Annotated in this window: 22 protein-coding genes; 10 read left to right on the forward strand and 12 right to left on the reverse strand. The window is 54.8% G+C overall.

The annotated features are described in order from the left end of the window. The first annotated feature begins 61 nt into the window (after positions 1-61). The 3 genes from acs (at position 62) to actP (ending at position 4262) form a co-directional block, all read left to right on the forward strand. Positions 62-2017 carry an acetate--CoA ligase gene (gene acs, locus AAH446_RS18540; protein ID WP_342908154.1) on the forward strand — a complete coding sequence of 652 codons (1956 nt, stop codon included), beginning with the start codon at positions 62-64 and terminating at the stop codon, positions 2015-2017. Between the two features lie 278 nt (positions 2018-2295). Next, positions 2296-2607, forward strand: coding sequence for a DUF485 domain-containing protein (locus AAH446_RS18545; protein ID WP_342908155.1), 312 nt, complete (start codon positions 2296-2298; stop codon positions 2605-2607). Continuing rightward, on the forward strand, positions 2604-4262 hold the full coding sequence (actP, locus tag AAH446_RS18550; protein ID WP_342908156.1) for a cation/acetate symporter ActP: 1659 nt from the start codon (positions 2604-2606) through the stop codon (positions 4260-4262). Before AAH446_RS18545 ends, actP begins: the two co-directional genes overlap by 4 nt. 40 nt (positions 4263-4302) lie before the next feature. Here the strand turns inward: actP and AAH446_RS18555 are convergent, their stop codons facing one another. From AAH446_RS18555 to AAH446_RS18565, 3 genes are all read right to left on the reverse strand, one after another. Beyond that, positions 4303-4848 (reverse strand): YfaZ family outer membrane protein, encoded by a 546-nt coding sequence (locus AAH446_RS18555; RefSeq protein ID WP_342908157.1) that lies wholly within the window; start codon positions 4846-4848, stop codon positions 4303-4305. Positions 4849-4991: 143 nt separating this feature from the next. Next, the gene (locus AAH446_RS18560) at positions 4992-5690 is read right to left on the reverse strand and encodes an LrgB family protein (protein WP_342908158.1); all 699 of its coding nucleotides are present in this window, start codon (positions 5688-5690) and stop codon (positions 4992-4994) included. After that, positions 5683-6111: a CidA/LrgA family protein gene (locus AAH446_RS18565; RefSeq protein ID WP_342908159.1), complete on the reverse strand. Its 429-nt coding sequence runs from the start codon at positions 6109-6111 to the stop codon at positions 5683-5685. The genes AAH446_RS18560 and AAH446_RS18565 overlap by 8 nt, the downstream gene beginning before the upstream one ends. Before the next feature lie 102 nt (positions 6112-6213). On the opposite strand from AAH446_RS18565, the gene AAH446_RS18570 reads away from it, so the two are divergent. Then, positions 6214-7116 carry a LysR family transcriptional regulator gene (locus AAH446_RS18570; protein ID WP_342908160.1) on the forward strand — a complete coding sequence of 301 codons (903 nt, stop codon included), beginning with the start codon at positions 6214-6216 and terminating at the stop codon, positions 7114-7116. 41 nt (positions 7117-7157) lie between these two features. Here AAH446_RS18570 and AAH446_RS18575 read toward each other — a convergent pair whose 3' ends face one another. From AAH446_RS18575 to soxR, 4 genes are all read right to left on the reverse strand, one after another. Then, on the reverse strand, positions 7158-8807 hold the full coding sequence (locus tag AAH446_RS18575; protein WP_342908161.1) for a Na+/H+ antiporter: 1650 nt from the start codon (positions 8805-8807) through the stop codon (positions 7158-7160). Positions 8808-8960: 153 nt separating this feature from the next. Then, positions 8961-10310: an NCS2 family permease gene (locus AAH446_RS18580; protein WP_342908162.1), complete on the reverse strand. Its 1350-nt coding sequence runs from the start codon at positions 10308-10310 to the stop codon at positions 8961-8963. Positions 10311-10695: 385 nt separating this feature from the next. Continuing rightward, positions 10696-11358 carry a glutathione S-transferase family protein gene (locus AAH446_RS18585; protein ID WP_342908163.1) on the reverse strand — a complete coding sequence of 221 codons (663 nt, stop codon included), beginning with the start codon at positions 11356-11358 and terminating at the stop codon, positions 10696-10698. Positions 11359-11401: 43 nt separating this feature from the next. Beyond that, positions 11402-11869: a redox-sensitive transcriptional activator SoxR gene (gene soxR / locus AAH446_RS18590; protein WP_342908164.1), complete on the reverse strand. Its 468-nt coding sequence runs from the start codon at positions 11867-11869 to the stop codon at positions 11402-11404. A gap of 113 nt (positions 11870-11982) precedes the next feature. Here soxR and soxS point away from each other — a divergent pair, with 113 nt between their 5' ends. After that, complete coding sequence (soxS, locus tag AAH446_RS18595) at positions 11983-12408, forward strand: superoxide response transcriptional regulator SoxS (protein ID WP_342908165.1); 426 nt, start codon at positions 11983-11985, stop codon at positions 12406-12408. Position 12409: 1 nt separating this feature from the next. Here the strand turns inward: soxS and AAH446_RS18600 are convergent, their stop codons facing one another. Next, entirely contained in the window at positions 12410-13732 is a 1323-nt protein-coding gene (locus AAH446_RS18600; RefSeq protein ID WP_342908166.1) for a diguanylate cyclase DgcN/YfiN, read from the reverse strand. 670 nt (positions 13733-14402) lie between these two features. On the opposite strand from AAH446_RS18600, the gene AAH446_RS18605 reads away from it, so the two are divergent. Continuing rightward, entirely contained in the window at positions 14403-14684 is a 282-nt protein-coding gene (locus AAH446_RS18605; RefSeq protein ID WP_342908167.1) for a YjcB family protein, read from the forward strand. A gap of 55 nt (positions 14685-14739) precedes the next feature. Here AAH446_RS18605 and AAH446_RS18610 read toward each other — a convergent pair whose 3' ends face one another. Further along, positions 14740-15699 (reverse strand): ATP-grasp fold amidoligase family protein, encoded by a 960-nt coding sequence (locus AAH446_RS18610; protein ID WP_342908168.1) that lies wholly within the window; start codon positions 15697-15699, stop codon positions 14740-14742. Positions 15700-15707: 8 nt separating this feature from the next. Then, the gene (locus AAH446_RS18615) at positions 15708-16964 is read right to left on the reverse strand and encodes an MATE family efflux transporter (RefSeq protein WP_342908169.1); all 1257 of its coding nucleotides are present in this window, start codon (positions 16962-16964) and stop codon (positions 15708-15710) included. 539 nt (positions 16965-17503) lie between these two features. Here AAH446_RS18615 and AAH446_RS18620 point away from each other — a divergent pair. After that, positions 17504-17899 (forward strand): transposase, encoded by a 396-nt coding sequence (locus AAH446_RS18620; RefSeq protein ID WP_342908170.1) that lies wholly within the window; start codon positions 17504-17506, stop codon positions 17897-17899. 1212 nt (positions 17900-19111) lie between these two features. On the opposite strand, the gene AAH446_RS18625 is transcribed toward AAH446_RS18620, so the two are convergent. Next, positions 19112-19852 (reverse strand): nitroreductase family protein, encoded by a 741-nt coding sequence (locus AAH446_RS18625; RefSeq protein WP_342908171.1) that lies wholly within the window; start codon positions 19850-19852, stop codon positions 19112-19114. 389 nt (positions 19853-20241) lie between these two features. Between AAH446_RS18625 and AAH446_RS18630 the strand changes: the two genes are divergently transcribed. Beyond that, the gene (locus tag AAH446_RS18630) at positions 20242-21180 is read left to right on the forward strand and encodes a VirK/YbjX family protein (RefSeq protein ID WP_342908172.1); all 939 of its coding nucleotides are present in this window, start codon (positions 20242-20244) and stop codon (positions 21178-21180) included. A 106-nt stretch (positions 21181-21286) separates the two neighbouring features. On the opposite strand, the gene AAH446_RS18635 is transcribed toward AAH446_RS18630, so the two are convergent. Continuing rightward, complete coding sequence (locus tag AAH446_RS18635; RefSeq protein WP_342908173.1) at positions 21287-21838, reverse strand: single-stranded DNA-binding protein; 552 nt, start codon at positions 21836-21838, stop codon at positions 21287-21289. A 304-nt stretch (positions 21839-22142) separates the two neighbouring features. Between AAH446_RS18635 and uvrA the strand changes: the two genes are divergently transcribed. Both uvrA and AAH446_RS18645 read left to right on the forward strand, forming a co-directional pair. Further along, positions 22143-24971 carry an excinuclease ABC subunit UvrA gene (gene uvrA, locus AAH446_RS18640; protein WP_342908174.1) on the forward strand — a complete coding sequence of 943 codons (2829 nt, stop codon included), beginning with the start codon at positions 22143-22145 and terminating at the stop codon, positions 24969-24971. A 172-nt stretch (positions 24972-25143) separates the two neighbouring features. Further along, the gene (locus AAH446_RS18645; protein ID WP_342908175.1) at positions 25144-26196 is read left to right on the forward strand and encodes an NAD(P)-dependent alcohol dehydrogenase; all 1053 of its coding nucleotides are present in this window, start codon (positions 25144-25146) and stop codon (positions 26194-26196) included. Positions 26197-26256 lie beyond the last annotated feature (60 nt).

Consider the following 26256-nt stretch of genomic DNA (forward strand, 5'->3'; position numbering starts at 1 on the left):
TCAGGCTCGCTTCACTTAACCTTTGATTGACATATGATTAACATCTTCAAGGAGATTAGCCATGAGCCAACAACACAGACATCCCGTTCCCGCCAGCATTGCGGAAAACACCCTGATTAACGCCGAACAGTACCAGTCGATGTATCAACTTTCCGTGCAGGACCCCGATGCATTCTGGGGAGAGCAGGGCCGGATTCTTGACTGGATTAAGCCTTATACCACCGTGAAGAACACCTCTTTTGCCCCTGGTGATATCCGCATTCGCTGGTACGAAGATGGCACGCTCAACCTGGCAGCCAACTGCCTCGATCGCCATCTGCACAGCCGCGGCGACCATCCGGCCATTATCTGGGAAGGCGACGACGCCAGCGAAAGTAAAACGCTGACCTTTCGCGAGCTGCACCGCGAAGTGTGCCGATTTGCCAACTCGCTGAAGGAGCTGGGCGTCAATAAAGGCGACGTTGTCGCTATCTATATGCCGATGGTGCCGGAAGCGGCCATCGCCATGCTCGCCTGCGCGCGTATCGGTGCCGTCCATACGGTTATTTTCGGCGGCTTTTCGCCAGAAGCCGTGGCGGGACGCATCACGGACTGTAACGCTAAGCTCGTGGTCACTGCGGATGAGGGCATTCGTGCGGGCCGTACCATCCCACTGAAGAAAAACGTGGATGATGCGCTGGCTAATCCCAAAGTCACCTCCGTGACCAACGTCGTGGTATTCCGCCGCACCGGTAAAGAGACCGGCTGGGAGAACGGTCGCGATCTCTGGTGGCATGAGCTGGTCAACAAGGCGAGCGCTCACCATCAGCCGGAAGAGATGAACGCGGAGGATCCGTTATTTATCCTTTATACCTCCGGCTCCACCGGCAAGCCGAAAGGCGTACTGCACACCACCGGCGGCTATCTGGTTTATGTGGCTTCCACCTTTAAATACGTATTCGACCACCGGCCAGAGGACGTGTACTGGTGTACCGCCGACGTTGGCTGGATCACCGGCCACAGTTATCTGCTCTACGGCCCGCTGGCGTGCGGCGCCACCACGCTGCTGTTTGAAGGGGTGCCAAACTGGCCGAAGCCGAGCCGCATGGCGGAAGTCGTGGACAAGCATAAAGTCACGCTGCTTTATACCGCGCCAACGGCTATCCGCGCGCTGATGGCCGAAGGCGATAAAGCGATTGAGGGAACCGATCGCAGCTCCCTGCGCATCATGGGCTCGGTCGGTGAACCGATCAACCCGGAAGCCTGGGAGTGGTACTACAACAAAATCGGCGATGGCCGCTGCCCGATTGTCGATACCTGGTGGCAGACGGAGACCGGCGGTTTCATGATCACCCCGCTGCCTGGCGCGACCGAGCTTAAGGCGGGATCGGCCACTAAGCCGTTCTTTGGCGTACAGCCTGCGCTGGTGGATAACGAAGGCAACCCGCAGGAAGGTGCCTGTGAGGGTAACCTGGTCATGACGGACTCCTGGCCCGGCCAGGCGCGCACGCTGTTCGGCGATCACGATCGCTTCGAGCAGACCTACTTCTCCACCTTTAAGAATATGTACTTCAGCGGCGATGGCGCACGACGCGATGAGGATGGCTACTACTGGATCACCGGGCGCGTGGACGATGTGCTGAACGTGTCAGGCCACCGTCTGGGCACCGCAGAGATCGAATCCGCTCTCGTCTCTCATCCCAAAATTGCCGAAGCCGCCGTGGTCGGGATCCCGCACGGCATCAAAGGTCAGGCGATTTATGCCTATATCACGCTGAACAGCGGCGAAGAACCTTCACCGGAGCTGTATGCCGAAGTCCGCAACTGGGTGCGGAAAGAGATCGGCCCGATCGCCACGCCGGATGTGCTGCACTGGACGGACTCGCTGCCGAAAACCCGCTCCGGCAAGATTATGCGTCGTATTCTGCGCAAAATCGCCACGGGCGACACCGGCAACCTGGGGGATACCTCGACGCTGGCCGATCCGGGCGTGGTTGAGAAGCTGCTGGAGGAGAAACAGGCGATCAATATGCCCTGATCCACGGCATCATCCGTAAACGGAAAGCCCGGCAGTCCCGCGTTTTGCTGCCGTGGCTTTTCGCATTCCTTCATGACGCAACGTAGTTGAAGACATCTTTACCAGAATCAAGATAAGCGACCACCGACAGTCAAATAACTAAAAAGGAAGCTATCGTCGCAGGCCGTTTGAATTCGTCCGCGCCATCAGTACGCCGCACGTCAGGCATATGAACCGGCCCGGAACGCCATATGGCAGGCGAGATAATCCCTCCCAATACTACCTCTGGAGACTCTGTGATGAACGATGTTATTTATCAGCGGATAGAAAAGAGCGCACGCTTTAAGGAGCTGGTCAGAAAACGCCAGGCTTTTGCCACCCTGCTCTCCGTGATTATGTTAATTCTCTACGTCGGTTTTATTCTGCTAATCGCTTTTGCGCCGGGCTGGCTGGGCACGCCGCTTAATGCGGACACCAACGTCACGCGCGGCATTCCCATTGGCGTTGGCCTGATTGTGATCTCTTTCCTGCTTACCGGTATTTATGTCTGGCGGGCAAATGGTGAATTCGATCGTCTGACCCGCGAGCTGCTGAATGAGGTGAAGGGATGAAACTACGCCACACACTGCCTGCGCTGCTGGCGCTGCTTCCTTTCTCAACGCTGGCGGCGGATGCCATCACGGGCGCGGTAGAACGACAGCCGACGAACTATGAAGCCATCGTGATGTTTATCGTCTTTGTGGCCGCCACCCTGGGCATTACCTACTGGGCCTCCAAACGCACCCGCTCACGCAGCGATTATTATACCGCCGGCGGGAATATTACCGGCTTTCAGAACGGTCTGGCGATGGCCGGTGACTTTATGTCCGCCGCTTCCTTTCTGGGAATTTCCGCGCTGGTTTACACCTCCGGTTATGACGGGCTGATCTATTCGCTGGGCTTCCTGGTCGGCTGGCCGATTATTCTCTTTCTGATCGCCGAACGCCTGCGCAACCTTGGCCGCTATACCTTCGCCGATGTGGCTTCTTACCGTCTGAAGCAGATGCCCATTCGTACGCTTTCCGCCTGCGGCTCGCTGGTGGTGGTGGCGCTCTATCTGATCGCGCAGATGGTCGGTGCCGGCAAGCTGATCCAGCTACTGTTCGGCCTGGACTACCATGTTGCGGTGGTGCTGGTCGGCATACTGATGGTGCTCTATGTGCTGTTCGGCGGCATGCTGGCCACCACCTGGGTGCAGATTATTAAAGCGGTGCTGCTGCTGTTCGGCGCCAGCTTTATGGCCATTATGGTGATGAAGACCGTCGGCTTCAGCTTCAACAATCTCTTCACCCAGGCGATGGCGGTTCACCCGAAAGGCATCGCGATTATGCGCCCCGGCGGGCTGGTTAACGATCCCATTTCGGCGCTGTCGCTCGGGCTGGGGCTGATGTTTGGTACGGCCGGGTTGCCGCATATCCTGATGCGTTTCTTTACGGTCAGCGACGCCCGCGAGGCGCGTAAGAGCGTATTTTACGCAACCGGCTTTATGGGCTACTTCTACTTCCTGACCTTTATCATCGGCTTCGGCGCCATTCTGCTGGTCGGTGCCAATCCGGCGTTTAAGGATGCCGCAGGCGCGCTGATCGGCGGTAACAATATGGCGGCCGTTCACCTGGCAGATGCCGTCGGCGGCAGTCTGTTCCTGGGCTTTATCTCTGCGGTCGCCTTCGCCACTATTCTGGCGGTGGTTGCCGGACTGACGCTGGCTGGCGCCTCCGCGGTGTCCCACGATCTTTATGCCAGCGTCTTCCGCAAAGGTCAGGCGACCGAACAGCAGGAGCTGCGCGTGTCGAAAATCACCGTGCTGGTGCTGGGCATTGTGGCTATTGCGCTCGGTATCCTGTTTGAGAAACAGAATATCGCCTTCATGGTTGGCCTGGCGTTTTCGATTGCCGCAAGCTGTAACTTCCCGATTATTCTGCTCTCGATGTACTGGTCGAAGCTGACCACGCGGGGTGCGATGGTGGGAGGCTGGCTGGGACTGGGGACAGCGGTACTGCTGATGATCCTTGGCCCAACGGTGTGGGTGCAGGTGCTGGGCCACGCTGAAGCGATATTCCCGTATGAGTATCCGGCACTGTTCTCAATGGTGGTTGCGTTTACCTGCACATGGTTCTTCTCTGTCACCGATAACTCGGCGGCAGGTGCTCAGGAACGCCAGCGTTTTCAGGCACAGTTTGTTCGCTCCCAGACGGGAGTCGGCATCGACAGCGGGAAAGCGCACTAGTCAGTGAAGGGGGCGAATCGGGAGATTCGCCCTTTTTACATTAAAAGTGCAGCGCGGCACCCACGTAAGGGCCATCGGCGATCACGTTATCTTTGCGACCGTCTTTGCCGTTCATGGTCATATATTTGTAGCCCACGCGCACGTCTACCAGTGAGATCGGCTGGAAGCTGATGCCGCCTGACGCTTCCTGGTAGTTATCAATATGGCTGGAGAACGAATCCGGAGAGTAGTAGTACTCACCAAAGACGTTAAACATTTTGGTTACCGGGAAGTTCACGCCGCCACCGACCGCGACGGCATAACCATCTTTAGTGTCTTTCGGGCTGGTGGACATCACTTTGACCTGTGGCGAAAGGAAAATGTCACCAATGGCCACGTTATAACCCAGGCCCACGCTTCCCACGCTGCCATCATGATCGCTACGCAGCCAGTTACCTGACAGCGCGAGGCCGGGCGTGGTGGTGCCCAGACCGACGCGAACGTTTGTGTAATCTTCACCGACGTCGACGCCGCCTTCGATAGCCTGCGCCGATCCTGCCAGCGCCAGAAGCGCCAGCGCGCCTGCGGTAGTTGCCACTGCTTTCATATTATTCTCCTGATAAATTTACTCACGCCATTTTCCGGCGGCTTCGCAGAGTAAACTAACTGCTGGCTGAATAACATGAGAAAACGGATAATCGTCGGTCCATTTAGTTAACATTACAAATCTCCTGTAACAGGATATGTCCCCTAAACCGTCGCCCACATCAGATGACCAATAACCGGTGCGAAGATAACCGTCACCACGCCGGAAAGCATCATCACCAGGCTTGCCACCACGCCCTCCTCCTGGCCGGTCTCATAGGCGCGTGCGGTGCCCGCCCCGTGTGACGCAGCGCCGAAACCAGCGCCTTTCGCGATGCCCTGCTTGATCGCCAGCCGGATAAACAGCAGATCGCCAATCGCCATACCGAACACGCCGGTGATCACCACAAACAGCGCCACCAGATCGGGCTGGCCGCCGAGCTGTTTTGCCGCCGCCAGCGCGAAGGGTGTGGTAATGGAGCGGACGGCAAGGCTGCGCTGGATCGTCTCCGGCAGCGCCAGCAGCCTTGCCAGCCACACCGAGCTGATCACGGCGACCAGCGTGGCGGTCATTACGCCCGCCGTCAGCGACAGCCAGTGGCGACGGATAATCGCCATGTTTTCACAGACGGGAACGGCAAAGGCCAGCGTCGCCGGGCCAAGCAGCCACAGCAGCCAGTGGCTTTCGCCAATATAATTTTGCCAGGAGATATGGGCGATTAGCAGCAGCGCCACCAGCAGCAGCGGCGTCATGATCAGCGGCATCAGCAGCAGCTTATGCCAGCGGCGGTAGAGGCGCTTATTGCAAAAATAGATGCACAACGTGGCAAGCAGGCAGAGGATGCTGACGGTGAAATCACTCATCGCGCTGCGCCTGCCGGCGCCGGGCCAGCCAGATTTCGAGGCGGTAAACGCGATCCACCACCAGCGCGGTCGTCGCCAGTACCAGCAGCGTGCTGATGCCGATCACCAGCATAATCCGCCAGCCTTCAACCCGCAGCAGCGACGTATAGTTGACGACCGCCACCACGGCGGGCACAAAAAAGAGCAGCATTTCCGCCAGCAGCCAGCGCGACCCCGCCTTCACCCATTTCAGAGGCAGAAGACGCATCATAATCATCGCCAGTAACAGCAGCATCCCGACAATGTTAGCCGGGAGCGGCAGGTGCAGCCGATCCACCAGCCACTGCGCCAGTAAAAAAAATCCGATATAAAAAATGACCTGTAGCGGAACCTCAACACGCTGCATCCACCCGCGCTGCACGGGGCGCATTGCCAACGCCATGATAATTTCTCCTGATCTGTAATGTGCAGCCAGTATAAAGCGGTTACAAAGGGTGAAAAAAATGACTTAATATTATTCACACTATGCCTTTCAGGAATGTTTATGGACGTCAGAGCCCTACGCTATTTTGTGGAAGTGGTGCGCCAGCAAAGCTTCACCCGGGCGGCTGAGCAGCTCTTCGTGACTCAGCCCACCATCAGTAAAATGCTGCGCCAGCTGGAGGATGAGCTGGGCTGTACGCTGCTGCTCCGCGAAGGACGTAAGCTGCATCTTACCGATACCGGACAGGCGGTATTCCAGCGCGGCGTCACCATCCTGCAGGAGTTTAAGCAGCTGGAGGCGGAGATCAGGGATATTAACGATCTGAAAACCGGGGAGCTGCGGCTCGGCATTCCACCGATGGTGGGAATGCAGATTGCCGGAGCGATTTCGGCGTTCCGCCAGCGTTATCCCGGCGTCGTGCTGAATATTGCCGAGTTTGGCGGCCTGACCGTGCAGCAGGCCGTCCTTTCCGGCACTCTGGATATTGCGCTGACTGCCCTGCCGGTCGCGGAGGAGCTTCCGCTCAATGCCCTGCCGCTGATGAGTCATCCGCTCTGCGTGCTGGTGCCGCGTACGGAGGAATGGCTGCGCCGCACCCACATTCCTGTCGCCGAGCTGGCGGGTCACCCTATTCTTATCTACAACGAGGAGTTCTCCCTGAACCGCCAGCTGATGCGTGCTTTTCAGGCGAGCGGATTTTCCCCTCAGATAGCGGTACGCAGCGGGCAGTGGGATTTTCTGGCGGCGATGGTGCAGGCCGGTATGGGCGTCGCCATCCTGCCGGAGCCGATCTGTCAGCGGCTCGATAAGCGCCATCTGCTGTGGCTGCCGCTGGAGTCGGATCTGGTCTGGGAGCTGGGGCTGATCTGGCGTGACGGCAGCTATCTGTCAAAAGGGGCGCAGGCGTGGATCGCCTGCTGCCGCGAGTTCTGGCCGGGCGAAGCGCCCCGGCTGTCGCTCTGAGCCGTCCCGCAGGCGATTAGCGGCCTGCGGGACGATCGCTTCTACTCTTCCTTTTCACTTAGCAGAGACTCCAGCAGATCGAGATCGTGCAGCAATTTCTGCATCGTCTCGTTGCTGATTTTCTGCGTGGCGCGCAGGTGATAAAGCTCAGCCCGCTCGGCACGCAGCGCGGTTACGCGAAAGCGCCGCTCAAGCCGCTCCGCCTCCAGGGAGCGATCCAGATCCTCTTTGCCATCTACCCGGCGACGCAAATTGCCGATGACGCGGGAGCTGACCTCTTTCAGCAGATCGACATCAATATTCTCCTCCACATCCGCCGTCAGGCGCTCCTCCATTTTGTAGAGGCTTTCAATGGCCGAGCCCGCCATTACCGCCCGCGCCATTTGCAGCTCGTGCCGGTGGGCGGTTTTATCTTTGCCCGGCATCCCGCGCAGCAGTATCGGCAGCACAATCACGCCGACCAGCAGTGAGAACAGGATCACGCCCGTGGCGAGAAAGACCAGTTCATAGCGCGCCGGAAACGCATCTCCGTTGCTCAGATAGAGCGGAATGGAGAGCACACCGGCCAGGGTAATGGCACCGCGCACGCCGGCAAAAGAGGCGATAAGCAGCTCACGCAGCGTGTAGTTGCTGAACTCCATCGGTTTTTTCTTCAGCAGGCGATGGCTGATCAGCTGCATCGTCCAGAGCCAGCCAAAGCGGACCACCATCAGCGCCGCATAAATCAGCACCACAGAGAGGAACAGCATCCAGAGATCCACATTCGGATCGACTTCCACCTGGGTGACGGAGGTTTGCAGGATAGCGGGCAGTTGCAGGCCCAGCAGCAGGAACACCATGCCGTTAAAAACAAATTCCAGCATCTGCCAGACGCTGTTGGCGCGTAGCCGCATCGCCAGCGGTGCCTGACGGATAATGCCCGAGCGGGTGATGGTCATCCCGGCGGCCACTGCGGCAAGAATGCCGGAAACGCCAAGATGTTCCGCTATCAGGTAGGTGGCAAACGGCAACAGCAGCAGCAGCACGGTCTGGGTCGCCGGATCGTCACCGCTCCAGTGGCTGAGCAGGCGCAGCGACTTACCGTAAAGCCAGCAGATGGCGATCCCGGCCAGCAGGCCGCCGATCGCCACCTTCAGAAATTCAATGGTTGCGCCGGAAACGGTAAATATCATCGTGCCCATCGCCACCGCAACGGCAAACTTCAGCGAGACCAGGCCGGAAGCATCGTTCATTAATGCCTCGCCCTGAAGGATCGCCATGATTTTTTTAGGGATACGTCCTTCACCCACGATACCAGAGAGCGCCACGGCGTCGGTTGGGGAGAGCACGGCCGCCAGCGCGAAGGCCGCCAGCAGCGGGATACCCGGCACCAGCCAGTAGATCAGATAACCAATGCCCACCACGGTGATCAGCACCAGCACCAGCGCCAGCCCGATAATTTCTCTCCCGTGATTCAGGAACTCGCTGGTGGGCGTTTTCCAGCCGTCGGCGAACAGCAGCGGCGGGATAAACAGCACCAGGAACAGCTCGGGATCGAAATCCACATGCAGGCCAAATGTCGGCCAGGCAAGCAGCGCGCCCATTGCAATCTGCACCAGCGGCAGCGGGATTTGAAAGGGAATAATTCGGGCCGCGACGCCGGAGAGCGACACCACCAGCGTGAGAATGAGGATGGTGAAAAAGATTTCCATGTTTTCCTTATACGTCTTCCTGTTGTTTACCAGTAATGCGACCAATGTAATCAGTCCGTCTTCACCGATAGTAAAACAAATTCATAAAAGGTTTGAAAACAGGAAGTGCGCAGACAGGAAGAAAACGGGGGCCGGAAGCCCGGCCCCTGCTAATCAGATGGCCCAGCCGCCCGCGTAGAAGGCGATCAGTGCCACGGCAATAATCACCGTTCCCATATTTAGCTTGCGCCATTCGCCGGCGAAAACACGGCCAATGACCAGCGCGCCGAAACCAAGCATGATGCCGGTCACGATATTACAGGTCAGGACGATAAATACCGCCGCCAGCAGGCCTGACATCGCATCCACGAAGTCGGAGAAGTCAATTTTCGAGACGTTGCTCAGCATCAGCAGGCCAACGTACATCAGCGCCGGCGCCGTGGCATAGCCAGGGACAAGGTAGGCGAGCGGAGAGAGGAACAGGATCAGCAGAAAGAGTACGCCGACCACAATCGCCGTCAGGCCGGTCTTACCACCTGCCGCCGTTCCCGCGGCGGATTCGATATAGACCGCCGCAGGCGATGCGCCCACCAGACCGGAGAAGATGCTGCTTACCGAGTCGGTCGTCAGCGCCCGGCCACCGTTAATAATCTGATTATCCTTGTCCAGCAGGTTCGCCTGCCCGGCGACGGCGCGAATGGTGCCCGTGGCGTCAAAAACGGCGGTCATCACCAGCGCCAGTACGCTCGGCAGAACCGCCGGCTTCAGCGCGCCCAGGATATCCAGGCTGAAAAACAGGGAGTTGCCGCTGGCGTCGCTCAGGCTCGGCATGGCAAACAGCCCCTGATACTTCACCGCCGGATCGACCATCAGCCCGATGACGGAGATAACGATAATCGTCAGCAGAATGCCGCCCGGCACGCGCCGCTTCTCCAGACCAAAAATGGCGGCCAGGCCCAGCAGCGACATGATCACGGGAAACGAGGCAAAGTCGCCCAGCGCGACCGGCAGACCCGGCGCCGGGTTTTTCACCACCAGACCCACGCCATCAGCCGCAATCAGCAGCAGAAAGAGGCCAATGCCGACCCCGGTTCCGTGCGCCACGCCCATCGGCAGATTGCGCAGGATCCATGAGCGAATCCCCGTTGCCGAAATCAGGGTAAACAGTATCCCCATCAGGAAAACCGCGCCCAGCGCAACCGGTACGCTAATCTGCTGCCCCAGCACCAGGCTGAAGGCGGTAAAGGCGGTCAGGGAAATCGCGCAGCCAATCGCCATCGGCAGATTGGCCCAGAGCCCCATGACCAGCGAACCGAAGCCCGCCACCAGACAGGTGGAGACGAAAACGGCCGTGGGAGGAAAGCCCGCTTTGCCCAGCATAGACGGCACCACAATCACCGAATAGACCATCGCAAGAAAGGTCGTCAGGCCAGCTAAAATTTCCCGGCGCACGGTACTACCGCGCGCAGAGATGTTGAACCAGGCGTCTAACGAACCGCCGGCCTGTGGAGAAGGAGTCGACATAGTGAAAATCCCCTGAGAATTTTTTTGATTTATTAATGCGGGGTGCGGGAAGCCTGACCTGGTTCAACGTTTTACATCCCCGGCAACAATGTTCACGGATCGTGAAAACCACGAAAAGAGGCGACGATCGGAAAAAAGGCAAACGTTTACCACACCACGCATGAAAGCTGCATTATTTTAAAAGCAAACGATTATCCAGCCTTTAACAGGGCATTATCAACACCTGTTCATGCATAAATTTGCCAAAATTTTCCGGGCGCCTTTAAAAGCGCCTGTCGGAAAGACTTTATCTCTCTTTTCAGGATCTCCCTGACAGGACTTTCTTATGACGCGCACGCTCCGGACGGAAATGTGAAACGCGTAATGATTGCAGAAGGGAAAAAATTCAGTCGAGCTTCACTTCACCGCCCTGCTCCAGCGCGCGCTGCCAGGCGGCCCGGCTCTGCACCTTACTGAGCCAGGCCTGAATCGCCGGCGAACCGGCGGCACCGCCGCGTGCGGTCAGCGCCTGTAGCGGAAAGCTCATTTGTACGTCGGCAATGCTGAAACGTGACCCGGCAAACCATTCATGGCTGGCCAGATGCTGCTCGATAAAGTCGCGGTGGGTCGCCAGCTGTTTATCCAGATAGGCTTTTTGCACGCCTTTGCCAAACGCGCTGCCAACCGGCCTGAGCAGCCAGGGAACCGGCGGTTTGCCCATCCGGCTGAAGATTAGCTTCATCACCAGCAGCGGCATCAGCGAACCTTCGGCATAGTGCAGCCAGTAGCGAGACTGCAGGCGCTCTTCCTCATCAAAAAGTTTCAGCCGTTTTTCTGCGTCATAACGCTCCTCAAGGTACTCAAGGATCGCGCCAGATTCGGCGATCACCCGATTTTCATCGGTAATGATTGGGGATTTCCCGAGAGGATGCACTTTTTTCAGCGAGTCTGGTGCCAGCATGGTCGCTTCGCGCTGGTAGCGCTTGATCTGATACGGTGTTTCAAGCTCTTCCAGCATCCAGATAACGCGCTGCGACCTGGAGTTATTAAGGTGATGAACGGTGATCATGAGCTAACCTTGCATAAAATGAGAAGTCTCAGTATAGACGCTCCTAATCCTTTTCTGGCTCCAGCAGGATCGCGCCCGTCCCCCGTTCACTCAGACGATCGTCCGGATTGCGCAGCGGGCAATCAGCCATCGACAGACAGCCGCAGCCGATGCAGCCGTCCAGATCGTCTTTCAGACGGGTCAGGGTGTCGATACGCCGATCCAGCTCCTCCCGCCAGCGCCCGGTCAGCAGCCGCCACTCTTTCGGCGTCATCCGCGTGCCGGGTGAAATCTGCATCAGATGCTCACCAATTGTCGCCAGAGGAATGCCGATACGCTGGGCAATTTTCACAATAGCCACCCGACGCAGCACGTCACGCGTGTAGCGGCGCTGATTGCCGGCATTGCGGAAGCTGCTGATTAATCCTTTGCTTTCATAAAAGTGCAGCGCTGAAACCGCCACGCCGCAGCGCTTCGCCACGTCGCCTGGGGTCAGCTCCCGCTTGTTCAGGTAATTGCGATATTTTTTCATTTAGCTCTTTACCTCAAGTTAACTTGAGGAATTATACTCAGCGGCCAGTAAGAAGGCGAAATGAAATACAGTTACCTTTCTATTTTTGCGGCTGAACCAGGGAGAAGAGACGTATGCATGACGAAATCATTCAAACACTTACCGACTGGATCGAAGAGAATCTTGATAAGACGCTCTCCATTGATGAGGTCGCAGCAAAATCCGGCTATTCCAAATGGCACCTGCAGCGGATGTTTCGTACGGTGACCAAAAAAACGCTGGGGAACTATATTCGCGAGCGGCGCCTGACGCTGGCGGCCGCGGCGCTGAGTCAGACGCAGCGTCCCGTGTTCGATATCGCCATGCAGTACGGATACGATTCGCAGCAAACTTTTTCCCGCGTGTTTCGCCGCCAGTTTTCCCAGACGCCGACAGCGTATCGCCATACCATGCGCCATCAGCTTCTGACCCGACAGAGCCGCTACAGCTTCGAACGTAACGACTTCCCCTCTTCGGTCTACAGCCAGTGCAGCCGAGATGAAGGTTGTCCGGTAAGCTGATTCATCCCAGATTATCTGCGCTGTCAGCCTCGGGCGAGATCCGCTTCGCCCGCTGGCGGTCGATTTCCGTCTCGTTTTTCCAGATCAAGGGCGACAGGAACCAGCCTCCGCCCCGTTCCTTGATGTGATACATGGCCGCGTCCGCCTGAGCCATAATGCTCTGTGCTGAAGGATGATCTTTCCCCAGCGCGATACCAATACTCAGCGACTGCGTGACCAGCGTGCCGTCGTCCAGCCGGATCGGCGCCCGCATTACCTCAACGATAGCCTCAGCCACCCGCTCAGCCTGCGCGCCGCTGTCGATCGCGGAAAGCAGCACGGCAAATTCATCTCCGCCCAGCCGGGCAACCAGATCGCCCTTACGCAGGCGGCTACGCAGGCGCTGGGCAGTTGCCGCCAGCACGGTATCGCCCGCCGCATGGCCGTAACGATCGTTCACCTCCTTAAAACGATCGCCGTCGATAAAAAAAACGGCCAGCTGCGATGCGGTCAGCAGGTTGCCCTGCTGCCGGTGCAGTTCAGTAACGAAAGCGGTGCGGTTTGGCAGGCCGGTCAGCTCATCGTGATACGCCTGGTGAGTCAGCGAGGCATTTTCACTTTGCAGATGCCGCTGCCAGAGAGAGAATTCATCCAGCAGGCTGTGAAAGTCGGCGTTCAGCTTGTTCAGTTCGGTAATGGAAGAGGCGGGAACACGCAGGGAGAAAGCGCGTCGCCGTCGGACATCCTGGGCGACAGAGGCGATATTTTGCAGGCCTGATAGTATCCCCGCATGCATACGATGAGAAAGGTAGAATGCCAGCAGCGCGGTAACTAACAGGCTGCCGCCCAGCCATTTCAGCACCTGGCTTAGCCAGATCAGCACACGGCTGGCATCTCCGGTCAGCCAGACCTGACCTTTTTCACGATCGGCAAGCACGACGGGCACCTTAACCGGCGCGGGAAATATCCATTGTGCGATCGCTTCCCCAGGCCCTTCCGGCCTCTCCTCTTTTACGGCGGGCCAGCTTACCAGGACATGATGGCTGGCATCCGAGATCCTGACCTTGCCGAAATCCACCTTCTGGCTAATCTCTTTCAGGATCCTCGCCGCCGCTGCATTATCTCCAGCCAGCAACGCAGGCTGCACGCTGTAACCGATGGTCGTTGCCACCAGTTCAAGGTTATTTTCCGCATAGCTGCGTAGCGCAAGCAGTGACAGCACCGACAGCGAAATTCCGCTGAACAGCAGTGAAACCAGGATGATCACAAGATGGATACGCTGAAGGCTCCTTTTTAGCGTCAGCAGCGGCTTTTTCGGTGGCGGCGTGGTCCGGGCATGGGGCACTGATATCTCCTCGATTTAAGCAGTCCCTTCGACGGCACCTTAGCCCTGGCTAAGTGAGGAACCGGTAAGCGGGAAAGCATGACCTCCTCAGAGAAAGCTGAAGATATCGTCAGTTAAGGGAATTAAGGCTTTTCAGATAAAAAACCGCTTCCCGCGTCATTGAAAGGAAATGCGTAATATCTCTGGATAGCCGAAAAAGCCTACAACTCACTGCCATTCCATACAATGTTTCAGAGGTCGGATTCATCCCAAAGGAGAAAGTCTGCTGAATAAAATGGCCGCGTCTCTTATTACTTATACAATGATAATTGTTACTATAAATAGTCTCAAAAATATAACCCGGTTAATGCTTATTCAGTAAAAGTAAATAAAAGCGTTTTATTTCCGCGCAATAACATCTGGCCAGCACGCTAAAGCTGGTTTCTTGTATCCGCCAAAAAAAGAGAATATTGGTCACAGGCTCAGGTGAACTGGCTTTTGGTCAGAAAACCATCCCCACCGGTCTGAATTTTGTTCAAATTCTTAAAAGGGGTGATACAATGTGACCTTCGTCACACTTTGAGATCCACCGGGTCCGGTTTGATTGGGGTTTACCTGGCATACCTGCCATCAAATCGTGTGATGTTCCGTTCTGTTGTCAGGTCTGTTAAGTCGCGGAGTATGAAAAAAGATGGGGACTATAGCTGCCAGCGTGCTGCTTATGCGCTGGGAACTTCTTAGCGCGATAATGATGTTTTTTGCCAGCACGTTTAACGTGAAATGTCGTAAAGCCAGTCATAACGCAATGGCTTTTATGTTCACCGGGATCGGCATTGGCATGGCGTGTTGGTTCGTTATGGGTCTGGCAGGTATGACGCTCAGTATCGCTGAGGTCCGCAACTTCTGGCAGATCACCAGAGATGTCTTTATCCAGATGATCAGCACCACGCCGCCTGACTATCCGCTGCCTTAAACGCAAACGTGCCGCCTCTCATAAGAGCAGCGGCACGTTTCGTTGCAGGGAAAACTCAGACTTTTTTCAGTACGGCTGGGAGTGGAGCCACCTCGCCTGCATGAAGCTGCTGAGGATGAGTGGCGGCTTTACGCTCCTGAAGCCACATATCTCCCATCATCCTGTCCAGCCCCTGATCCAGCCCCGTCACCAGGCCCGCCCCTGGGGTAAAGGTCAGCTCACCGAAGTAAATCTGTCCTTCACTGATATACCAGTCAACGCGAACATAGTCGAAATCGCTGGCCAGGCGCTTACTCAGTTCAAGCGTTTTTTCCAGAGAGGCCATTTCATTGCTGATGTCCAGACCGGTGTCACGGATCTTGTAAAAGCACTGCTTGAGATTATTGACGTAAAAATTCATCGATAGCGGCGCGTTGCCACAGCGATTATAGATAACCTGCAGCACATACTCGAAGTTGCCGTCTTTCTTGTTAAACATGTGGAACTTGTAGTCGACAGCGGCAAATTTGCCGTCGCCCACATATTGTTCGACCAGAATCCGCGGCTTGATGTAGCGATAGTGGATCTCCCGCGATTTATGAGAGAAGTCATGGCTCAGCCACTCTTCACAACGCTTAATCAGCAACTGCTTTTGAACACAGTCAGGCTCTTCCAGCAAAATTTCCACCATACCGGAACCGTGGTTCGGCTTTATGACGGTATTTTTTAATGAGCCCATATTCAGCAACGTCACCGGTTCTACCGTCTCATGCAGCAACGGGATCAGATACTCCTCACCGATGGTGGCAGAGATGTATTCCCTCACCAGAAATTTATCCGAAAGCATGCCGTAGCGAACATAGTCGCCGGTGACAAATTTACGGTAGAGGACTTTTTCATTAAACAACTTCGGCTGACGAATATTGGGCAACCTCTTAAACTGACGAAAATATTGAATTCTGTCCTGGTAAGCCCAGGGCATTTTCTTCAGCAGGTATAAGACGCCTTTTCTCAATTCGGCCTTGAGTTTTAACATTTTTTACCTCATTTGTAGGTTTTGTAGTTCAGTGAGGAAAGCTGTATTTTAAGAATGACCCCATTCTTAAAGAAATAATTCATTACGGTCAGCGAAAGCAGTTCCGTAATCAGGACGCTCCATGCAGCGCCTGTTAATCCCCAGGTTCTGATAAAAAACCAATTGGTTACCACACTTACTGCAACCAGCAGAATAATTTTAACCAACAGATAGTTAAAACCGCCCTCTTTCACCATGTAGCGGTAAGCCACCGTTCCCATGGCTGAAAAGCAGGTTGCCAGCGACAGCAGCGTGACAAGATTTCCCGACTGTGCGTAGTCATGCCCATAAAGGGCTGCGATGATCCAGTCGCCAAACAGCGCGACGATAAGAAGCATCACTAATGAGACTGCCATTACATAGCCATACAGCCTTGCAGCAAGCTTCGCTGCCACATCTGAACGCTCCCTGAAAATCTCAGTAAAGCAAGATGTTATGATTGCCACCGGGATAAAAATCCACGAGGCTGAAATCGTATTGGCTGCCGTAAACAGCCCCAGCTCATGGGCGGAACCCACGCCCACCAGGAAAAACTGCGCCAGCTTCACCTGAATGGAAATAAACACGCTGGAGATCGCCAGCGGCAGCCCGGCATGCATCAGATAGCGCAGATAGCTGCGTCGGTTCCGCTTCGGTGGCGGACTGATGCTGTTTGCCTGATAAAACATGCTGCGCTTGATCATATAAGGCACCAGCGTGACGGAGACGATGGAGAGCGAGAGCAGCAGAGGACTCAGTTTTAACCAGGCCACCAGGAAGCTAATCGCAAAACTCAGCAGCATCCCTGTCGCGTTCGCCACCGTATTCAGGCGGGAAGCCAGCCGTGCATTGTTGTAGACGCTGAAAATATCCTGGGTAACAAACATCGCTGCAAAAAAGGAGGCGATAGCAAAAACCAGAAAATTCTCCCGCATGGTCAGCCAGACATAGAGCAGAACCGGCAGAGAGAAGAGTAATAACAAAGCCAGCCTTAGCTGTTTGACCACCGCCATCAGGCGCATTCCCTTCGTCGTGCTCTTGCTGATGCTTTTGAACAGAATGGTCTCAGTGCCGAAAATGGCCAGGGTCTGAACAATTGAAAAGAGTGACGCTGAAAAAGCGATCTGCCCGAAGACCGACGGGCCAAAGGATTTAGCGACGTAGGATGTGACAAATATCACTCCGAATACGGAAACAATCTTTTCCGACATCATCCAGGCTGCGTTAGACATGACACGGTATTTCATCGAAGCATCCTTTGTGTTTCTGACATCTACTGCACAACCAATACATCCATGTGTAAAACGGGGGTAATAATGCTCCGGTTACCCTGGTGAAAATTGGCACTGCGATATTATATTTTTCAGGCAAGGCGAACCCACTCTTATTTAAAAGATTTTTATTCGGCTCACCGCTTTTTCGTCGGGATTATTCTAATCATCCCTGGCCTTGAATTTTTATACGTAAATTCTTAAAAAATTCGTTTAGATATTTATCATGCCACAGAAATGTTTGGCCTTATGCTGGAGTATTCTTAATTACTCGCCAGACTCATCGTTGGCATGGAACGAATTTATAACAAAAACCTGAATATCGAAAGCTAACTACGTCCTTTGCAAATAAAATCGGAGAAATCCCATGATGATATTTATTCATAATCCCTTAACGTAATCACTGCCATTCAAATCGCGTGCTTAACGCGGCTTTGCTAATTCCTGGTCAACGTAGATCCATTTTTTAGTGAAGTCGCTCTCATCACATTATAGTTAAGAAAGGTAATAGAATTATGAGAAAGTCACGATATACCGAAGAGCAAATCACCAATGCCATTAAAGCATCTGAATGTGGCGTTAAGGTTAAGGAGATTTGTGAAGATCTGGGAATTTCTGAGGCGACATTTTACAGCTGGAAAAAGAAATTCGCTGGACTATCCTCTGAAGAAGGAAGAAAAATCAAGGAGTTAGAAGACAAGGTGCACAGTATGGAGCGTGAACTACAGACGCTGGCCTCGGACAAAGAGATGCTTCAGAGCGTGTTGAAAAACTTCTTTACGACTAACGACAAGCGGCAGGCCGTCAATTATCTCCAGGATACGTTCGATATCGGTACGCGCCGGAGTTGCCGTCTGCTGGATATAAGCCGTAGCGTTTACCACTATCCTTATAACTGTGAAAATCAATAAATGCGACGCAGTACACAATTTTTGACCACTTGCAGGACCATATTAAAATATTCCTTTTGCTAATTAAAAACCTCAGAATGATTTTATGGAGACATTTTTACTTGATGAGTCATTTATCATAATTGTCCCCTGTCAGGCTGTATTGCGACCCGCCACCAGCTAAAAATTCATAAATTTCAGTATATTGAGCGCGCATTTATCTTTGAGCACAAAGATAAATGCGCCATCATTTGCATTAGCCATGCTAACCACAGAGGGTCGTCCTGCCCCGCCAGCGCGTTTTTCTTTGATGATTCCCTGTTTATAAATGGTTTACAGAATTAATTCTTCTGGTGAAATTGCATTTCATGTGCTACTTCACCATTTTACCCTACAGCCAAGGATACAGGCCTTCTGCACCCTTTCGCTCCCCACCGATCCCAACCTGAGACCAAATATTAAGTAGAGTCACTTAACCATCATGAATGATTAGCTCAAAAAGCAGACAGATGTAAGCGTTTAACCTTAACTATTCTGATGCGTTTAACGCTTTACTGATGCTTTACTAACCTCTTTATGACCCGATAATTTGAGTTAATCGTGGTTTTATATTTAGAAAACCGTCTCAAAAATGGCTGTGCAGAGAATGCGCAGCGTTATTTTATTGTCCGCGATTAACGCTGAATAACATTAGCGATTATTCTGATGGCAGAACAATTCCTCTGTGTGCCAGGGCGATCTGGCTAAAAAAAGTGGAAAGCCATGCCGGGAAGAGTCCTAAAAATCAGGATTACATCACAAATTTGACATATAAAAAGCGACCTTTACGGCCAGCGCCGCGCGGGTAACAGAACAATAAAAAGGCGGAAATCCGTCTCTGAATAGCGACGGGATAGGGACATTTATCCTGGCAAGTTCAGGTTTACTACGGATTGCCAAGACCACATCAGTCATGAGAAAGGGGAGAGTAACGCTGCTGAGAAACGTGGGGCAGGGTTGACAGGCAAAAGTAAAGGGTCAGCCTGCCGGCACGTAACAACGCCATGCGGGCTAACCAGCAGATCGGGCCGACGCTGACTGGCTTTACAGTCCACCCCACCATAAGCAGCACAGGCCAATAGCCATCACCAGCGATGGTTGTTCACAACGGTGCGGCAGGGGGCGTCGGGCAGAACGTATAATAAGGAAGAACGCCATGCGTCTGTCTGAGCACAGCGTCTGCAAAACGGGTGTTTACTTGTCGAACTTGAATCCCTGCTTCAGTAAAGCCGGGCAGACAGCCGGATAATAGATGTTCTTGTAATAGGCGCCCATGCTTTCGCTCCAGTTAACGCCCTCACCCCGCCTGACCGATTGCCAGTGCTGCATCAGCCGATCGTTGTAATGCTGGATATGGGTTTCCAGCCCTTCCCGCTGATAGGCCTCTTCATGTCTGAAGGTCTGCATCGGCAGTCTTGGCTTACGTTCTGAAGGCTTATCGACGTAACCGATTACCACGCCCGCGACGGGGAACGTATGCTCAGGCAGATCCAGTAAATGCACGATCGCCCCGGGATCGCGCCTAATCCCACCGATTGGCACGATCCCGAGACCTTCCGAGCGGGCAGCGCTCATTATTGAGGCCAGCGCGATCCCAACATCGGTACTGCCGGAAATCAAACTTTCAACGCTGTTATGGGCAATCTGCTGTTCGCCGTTAAGCGCCATACCCTGCTGCGTTTTGTACATATCTAACACAAGCGTCAGAAATACGGGTGCCTGCGCGATCCAGGGCTGGCCACCCGCCAGCTCAGCGATTTTTTTGCGCGCCTCAGCCTCTCTGGAGACGATAACCGAAACCTGCTGAGAGTTTACCGAGGTCGGCGCCCGGTATGCCGTCTCGATAATACGATCCAGTACGTCATCCGGAATCGCTTTAGTGAGGAAGCTTCTTTCGCTGTAGTGTTCAACCAGGTTTTTAATAACGGGATTCATTATTTATCTCATTTTATTTAAAAGGACACGATATCTGACGGCAAAAAAAGGTTGTTAACCGTCTGTGCCTGACGCTGTGCATTTTCATTTTATTTTACATATAAAACAATAAGATAACCTACACCCTCAGTTTAACTACTCAGGTTAAGACATTATTGCTGCGCCAGGGGCGATGCTTCTGTGGCCACGCGGGATCGTAGAATAATGGGCGGGAAGGGGCTATCTGACCGGGTAAGGATGGAGGTATTCCTTAAGAAATTTAACTTAAGTCATCGAAGTGTTAAACACTTTATCAACAAGATTTAAAATAACCATAGCGGTCCTCCATGTTGAAGAAATGTTGAATTTACAGATGCTTCAATATTGCTCTTTACCTGGGAATGCTGCACATGGCTGATATTACGATCGAAACGCGTCAGGCGACTGGCCCCTCTTTTTTTCTGTCACTGGTAACCGGCAGGTTGAAACCCGGCAAGCTCTGGCTTGACCCTGAGTATCGGGTAAAATATCTGTTCCGCTCAATGGCATACCCTCTCACGACCTGCAAAATGGTGAATGCGCTCGCCACCGAGCCGGTGCTGCGCGAAATTCTGCCTCTCCAGCCTTCTCTGCCGAGCAAAATTCACCGCCCTTATCTCTATGGCGGCATGCCGGTCTCCGCACGGGCTCAGGCTATCCTTGACCACTACGACTTCGCGAAAAATCTTCCTGCTGCGGGCCTGCGTCGGGCGATGCTTACGCAACAGGGCGCTACGCTGGCTGAGTTTAAAGGGAAGAATGAGGAAGCGTTCAGCATCACGCTCGCCTGTAGCGGCCGCTGCGAAAGAGAGGGCGAAGTTAATCTCGCCGTGACCTGTAACGGCGTCCAGCTGGCGACGCTTACCTTTGCCGTAATACAGGAGAAAGGCGAGAAAATCGTGATGATAGGCGGAATTCAGGGCGCTCATCGCGATACGCCGCATGAGACGATCCGTGATGCCACCAAGGCCTGTTACGGTCTCTTTCCTAAGCGTTTGCTGATGGAAACGCTCTCCCTGTTCTGCCAGGCGACGGGCGTAGTACAGATACGTGCGGTCAGCGATACCGGCCATATTTTCCGCAGCCTGCGCTATCGCCTGAAGAAAAAGAGCCTGTTTCACGCCAGCTATGATCAATTCTGGGAAACGCTGAATGCCCGGCCGCTGTCGTCAAAGCTGTATGCGCTACCCGTTGCCTTCCCGCGCAAGCCGCTGGAAGAGATCGCCAGTAAAAAACGCTCGGAAGCCCGCAGGCGCTACGAATTGCTGGATAATATGGCCGCGTATTTTACCCAGCACTACGCCGGATAACCCGGCTTTTCCCGGCTCAGAAGACTGCCATACCTTCACCCGGACACAGAATAAAAAAAGCCCCGAATAATCGGGGCCTTCGCGTCAGGACGTTACTGAAAATGGCTCAGAACGGGATATCGTCATCGAAATCCATCGGTGGTTCGTTATTCGCCGGCGCGTTGTTCTGCTGCTGCGGCTGCTGCGGACGGGACTGCGACTGCTGGCCACCGCTGAACTGGTTGCCGCCCTGTGGCTGCTGTGGCTGGCCCCAGCCATTATTGTTATTGCTCTGGCCGCCGCCTGCCGGTGCGCCTGCGCCGCCGCCCTGACGGCCACCCAGCATCTGCATGGTGCCGCCAACGTTCACGACCACTTCAGTGGTGTATTTTTCCACACCGGCCTGATCGGTCCATTTACGCGTTTGCAGCGCACCTTCGATGTACACCTGGGAGCCTTTACGCAGGTATTCACCCGCCACTTCCGCCAGCTTGCCAAACAGCACCACGCGGTGCCATTCCGTTTTCTCTTTGGTTTCGCCGGTCTGCTTGTCACGCCAGCTTTCGGACGTGGCCAGGGTAATGTTGGCAACGGCGCCGCCATTCGGCATGTAGCGGACTTCCGGATCCTGACCCAGATTCCCTACCAGAATTACTTTGTTAACGCCTCTGCTGGCCATGTACGTCTCTCCGATAAATGTTCTGCTTTAAGTCTAAGCCGAAAATTCTAACATGGCATAACGCCAGATCCTATCTTTCGGATACGGATCGAAAAGGGTTTATCTCCCTTACATCGTTACATGGCGCTGCCTGCGTGGGATCGGGAATTTTATCGTCTCGCGGCGAACGTCAACGGGATCCCGCCGCTCGCCCTGTGACTGAACACTGTATATCCAATCAGGTTATTTTGTGCCATACTAACAGGCTTATTTCTGGCCATGCCGGACCGGCATGGTGAGGTCTGTGTTAATCCGGGAAGTGTGAATGGATAAGATCGAAGTACGGGGTGCACGCACCCATAATTTGAAAAATATCAACCTGATCATCCCGCGCGACAAACTGATCGTTGTCACCGGCCTGTCAGGTTCCGGTAAGTCCTCGCTGGCGTTTGATACGCTCTATGCCGAGGGGCAGCGCCGCTATGTAGAATCGCTTTCTGCCTATGCGCGTCAGTTTCTCTCCCTGATGGAGAAACCGGATGTCGACCATATTGAAGGGCTGTCGCCCGCCATTTCGATCGAGCAGAAATCAACCTCACATAACCCGCGATCCACCGTGGGCACCATCACTGAAATTCACGACTACCTTCGCCTGCTGTTTGCCCGCGTGGGCGAGCCGCGCTGCCCGGATCACGACGTGCCGCTGGCCGCGCAGACCGTCAGCCAGATGGTGGACAACGTGCTGGCGCAGCCTGAAGGCCGTCGTCTGATGCTGCTGGCCCCCATTGTTAAAGAGCGCAAAGGGGAGCACAGCAAAACGCTGGAGAACCTGGCCGCGCAGGGTTACATCCGCGCCCGTATTGATGGCGAAGTCTGCGATCTTTCCGATCCGCCAAAGCTGGAACTTCAGAAAAAGCACACCATTGAGGTAGTGATCGATCGCTTTAAGGTGCGTGAGGATCTTAAGCAGCGCCTGGCCGAATCTTTTGAAACGGCGCTGGAGCTCTCCGGCGGCGTTGCCGTAGTGGCGGATATGGATGATGAAAAGGCGGAAGAGCTGCTCTTCTCCGCTAACTTCGCCTGTCCGATTTGCGGCTACAGCATGAGCGAGCTGGAACCGCGTCTGTTTTCGTTTAACAACCCGGCCGGCGCCTGTCCAACCTGCGACGGGCTGGGCGTGCAGCAATACTTCGATCCCGAACGCGTGGTGCAGAATCCGGAGCTGTCGCTGGCGGGTGGCGCGATCCGCGGCTGGGACCGCCGCAACTTTTACTATTTCCAGATGCTGCGCTCGCTGGCTGAGCACCTGAACTTTGATATCGAGGCGCCGTTTGGCTCGCTGGACGAGAAGGCCCAGCAGGTGATCCTGTACGGCTCCGGCAAAGAGAACATTGAGTTCAAATATATCAACGATCGCGGCGACACCTCGGTGCGTCGTCATCCGTTTGAAGGCGTGCTGCATAATATGGAGCGCCGCTATAAAGAGACCGAATCTTCTGCGGTGCGCGAAGATCTGGCGAAGTTTATCAGCAACCGCTCCTGCGCCAGCTGTCACGGCACCCGACTGAAGCGCGAAGCGCGCCATGTCTATGTGGAGAACACCACGCTGCCGACGATTTCCGATATGAGCATCGGCCATGCGATGGAGTTTTTCCAGAACATGAAGCTGAGCGGGCAGCGCGCCCAGATCGCCGAGAAAGTGCTGAAAGAGATTGGCGATCGCCTGCGTTTTCTGGTTAACGTCGGCCTGAATTATCTTTCTATGTCGCGCTCTGCCGAGACGCTCTCCGGCGGCGAGGCGCAGCGTATCCGTCTGGCCAGCCAGATTGGTGCCGGGCTGGTTGGCGTGATGTATGTGCTTGATGAACCCTCCATTGGCCTCCACCAGCGTGATAACGAGCGCCTGCTGGAAACGCTGGTGCACCTGCGTAACCTGGGCAATACGGTCATCGTGGTGGAGCATGACGAAGATGCCATCCGCGCTGCCGATCACGTGATCGATATCGGCCCTGGCGCAGGCGTCCACGGCGGCCAGGTAGTGGCCGAAGGCACCGTTGATGACATCATGGCGGTGAAAGAGTCACTGACCGGCCAGTATCTTAGCGGTAAACGCGGGATCGCCATCCCCGAAGAGCGCGTCAAGGCCGATCCGGAGCGGGTACTGAAGCTCTCCGGCGCGAAGGGCAACAACCTGAAGGATGTCACGCTGACGCTGCCGGTTGGCCTGTTCAGCTGTATTACCGGCGTGTCCGGTTCAGGGAAATCGACGCTGATCAACGATACGCTGTTTCCGATTGCGCAGCGTCAGCTGAACGGCGCCACTATCGCCGAGGCTGCACCCTACCGCGAGATCAGCGGGATGGAACACTTCGATAAAGTGATCGATATCGACCAGAGCCCGATTGGCCGTACGCCGCGCTCCAATCCGGCCACCTATACCGGCATCTTTACGCCGGTGCGCGAGCTGTTTGCCGGCGTGCCGGAATCCCGCACGCGCGGCTACACGCCGGGTCGCTTCAGCTTTAACGTGCGCGGCGGCCGCTGTGAAGCCTGTCAGGGCGATGGCGTTATCAAGGTGGAAATGCACTTTCTGCCCGATATCTATGTCCCCTGCGATCAGTGCAAGGGCAAACGCTATAACCGCGAAACGCTGGAGATTAAGTACAAGGGCAAGAGCATCCATGAAGTACTGGAGATGACTATTGAAGAGGCCCGTGAGTTCTTCGATGCCGTTCCGGCGCTGGCGCGCAAGCTGCAAACGCTGATGGATGTGGGCCTTTCTTACATCCGTCTCGGCCAGTCGGCGACTACCCTCTCCGGCGGCGAGGCGCAGCGCGTTAAGCTGGCCCGTGAACTCTCCAAGCGCGGAACGGGCCAAACGCTCTATATCCTTGATGAGCCGACCACCGGTCTGCACTTCGCGGATATTGAACAGCTGTTACATGTGCTGCATAAACTGCGCGATCAGGGCAACACTATTGTGGTGATTGAGCATAACCTGGACGTGATTAAGACGGCGGACTGGATCGTCGATCTCGGTCCGGAAGGCGGCAGCGGCGGCGGTGAAATTCTGGTCTCCGGAACGCCGGAAACGGTAGCGAAGTGCAAAGCTTCGCATACGGCCCGCTTTCTTAAGCCATTACTGAAGAAGTAACCTGCACCGGGGCGAAGCCATTCGTCCCGGTTATTACCCACTTCCCGCTGTTCTTGCAGGATCAGGCAAGATTTAAACAGATTCTGGCCTACATAGTTGCCGCCGTCCCCCTTATTCTTAACGCTCCGTTTTTCTCGTGAGATTTACTTTCCTTTCAATAGCTGGAGATACCATGAATATTACGCACGCCTATGCCGCTCAGGATGCCAACGCAAAACTGGCGCCTTTTGAGTATCAGCCGCGCGAACTGCGTGACCACGATGTCCAGATTGAAGTTATGTACTGCGGCGTTTGCCATTCCGACCTTCACCAGGCCCGCAACGAGTGGAAAAACACCATTTTCCCGGTCGTACCCGGCCATGAAATCGTCGGCCGCGTCACTGCTGTCGGCGGTCATACGCAGAAATATAAAGTCGGTGATTTAGTCGGTGTGGGCTGTATGGTCGACTCCTGCCGTACCTGTGACAGCTGTAAGGAAGACCTGGAGCAGTATTGTGAAAACGGGTTTACCGGTACCTATAACGGTGAAGATCGCCTGACCGGCGACATCACCTACGGCGGCTATGCCACCCAAGTCGTGGTTAATGAAGATTTCGTCCTCCGTATTCCGGAGAATCTTGACCCGGCGGGTGCCGCGCCGCTGCTCTGCGCCGGTATCACCACCTATTCACCCCTGCACCACTGGAACGTCGGTCCCGGCAAAAAAGTGGGCATCGTAGGCCTGGGTGGCCTGGGGCATATGGGCGTTAAAATTGCTCATGCGATGGGCGCGCATGTGGTGCTGTTCACCACCTCGCCTTCCAAAGTGGAAGACGGCAAGCGTCTCGGCGCTGACGAAGTGGTGATTTCAAAAGATCCGGAGCAGATGGCCGCTCACGCTAACAGCTTCGATTTTATCCTCAATACCGTGGCGGCACAGCACGACCTGAATCCTTTTCTTACCCTGCTGCGCCGTGACGGCAACATGACGCTGGTCGGCGTACCGGAACATGACCATCCGTCACCGCAGGTGCTTAACCTGATCTTTAAACGCCGCTCGCTGGCAGGCTCCCTGATCGGCGGCATTAAAGAAACCCAGGATATGCTCGATTTCTGCGGCAAGCACAACATCACGTCCGATATTGAAATGATCAAAATGGATGAGATTAACGACGCTTACGAGCGCATGCTGAAGAGCGACGTGAAATACCGCTTTGTGATTGATATTGATACGCTGCGCGGCTAAGCGTTAGCGGCAATGAACAGACAGCGAAGGCGGAAGCGATTCTGCCTTTGCTGCCTTCCA

Origin of the sequence: Erwinia psychrophila, assembly GCF_039023475.1 — a bacterium.
Classification (GTDB): Bacteria; Pseudomonadota; Gammaproteobacteria; order Enterobacterales; family Enterobacteriaceae; genus Erwinia.

Bases quoted from the DNA above. Each gene is read 5' to 3' on its own strand.
- acs (WP_342908154.1), top strand. From the start codon at position 62: ATGAGCCAACAACACAGACATCCCGTTCCCGCCAGCATTGCGGAAAAC.
- AAH446_RS18545 (WP_342908155.1), top strand. From the start codon at position 2,296: ATGAACGATGTTATTTATCAGCGGATAGAAAAGAGCGCACGCTTTAAG.
- actP (WP_342908156.1), top strand. From the start codon at position 2,604: ATGAAACTACGCCACACACTGCCTGCGCTGCTGGCGCTGCTTCCTTTC.
- AAH446_RS18555 (WP_342908157.1), bottom strand. From the start codon at position 4,848: ATGAAAGCAGTGGCAACTACCGCAGGCGCGCTGGCGCTTCTGGCGCTG.
- AAH446_RS18560 (WP_342908158.1), bottom strand. From the start codon at position 5,690: ATGAGTGATTTCACCGTCAGCATCCTCTGCCTGCTTGCCACGTTGTGC.
- AAH446_RS18565 (WP_342908159.1), bottom strand. From the start codon at position 6,111: ATGGCGTTGGCAATGCGCCCCGTGCAGCGCGGGTGGATGCAGCGTGTT.
- AAH446_RS18570 (WP_342908160.1), top strand. From the start codon at position 6,214: ATGGACGTCAGAGCCCTACGCTATTTTGTGGAAGTGGTGCGCCAGCAA.
- AAH446_RS18575 (WP_342908161.1), bottom strand. From the start codon at position 8,807: ATGGAAATCTTTTTCACCATCCTCATTCTCACGCTGGTGGTGTCGCTC.
- AAH446_RS18580 (WP_342908162.1), bottom strand. From the start codon at position 10,310: ATGTCGACTCCTTCTCCACAGGCCGGCGGTTCGTTAGACGCCTGGTTC.
- AAH446_RS18585 (WP_342908163.1), bottom strand. From the start codon at position 11,358: ATGATCACCGTTCATCACCTTAATAACTCCAGGTCGCAGCGCGTTATC.
- soxR (WP_342908164.1), bottom strand. From the start codon at position 11,869: ATGAAAAAATATCGCAATTACCTGAACAAGCGGGAGCTGACCCCAGGC.
- soxS (WP_342908165.1), top strand. From the start codon at position 11,983: ATGCATGACGAAATCATTCAAACACTTACCGACTGGATCGAAGAGAAT.
- AAH446_RS18605 (WP_342908167.1), top strand. From the start codon at position 14,403: ATGGGGACTATAGCTGCCAGCGTGCTGCTTATGCGCTGGGAACTTCTT.
- AAH446_RS18610 (WP_342908168.1), bottom strand. From the start codon at position 15,699: ATGTTAAAACTCAAGGCCGAATTGAGAAAAGGCGTCTTATACCTGCTG.
- AAH446_RS18615 (WP_342908169.1), bottom strand. From the start codon at position 16,964: ATGAAATACCGTGTCATGTCTAACGCAGCCTGGATGATGTCGGAAAAG.
- AAH446_RS18620 (WP_342908170.1), top strand. From the start codon at position 17,504: ATGAGAAAGTCACGATATACCGAAGAGCAAATCACCAATGCCATTAAA.
- AAH446_RS18625 (WP_342908171.1), bottom strand. From the start codon at position 19,852: ATGAATCCCGTTATTAAAAACCTGGTTGAACACTACAGCGAAAGAAGC.
- AAH446_RS18630 (WP_342908172.1), top strand. From the start codon at position 20,242: ATGGCTGATATTACGATCGAAACGCGTCAGGCGACTGGCCCCTCTTTT.
- AAH446_RS18635 (WP_342908173.1), bottom strand. From the start codon at position 21,838: ATGGCCAGCAGAGGCGTTAACAAAGTAATTCTGGTAGGGAATCTGGGT.
- uvrA (WP_342908174.1), top strand. From the start codon at position 22,143: ATGGATAAGATCGAAGTACGGGGTGCACGCACCCATAATTTGAAAAAT.
- AAH446_RS18645 (WP_342908175.1), top strand. From the start codon at position 25,144: ATGAATATTACGCACGCCTATGCCGCTCAGGATGCCAACGCAAAACTG.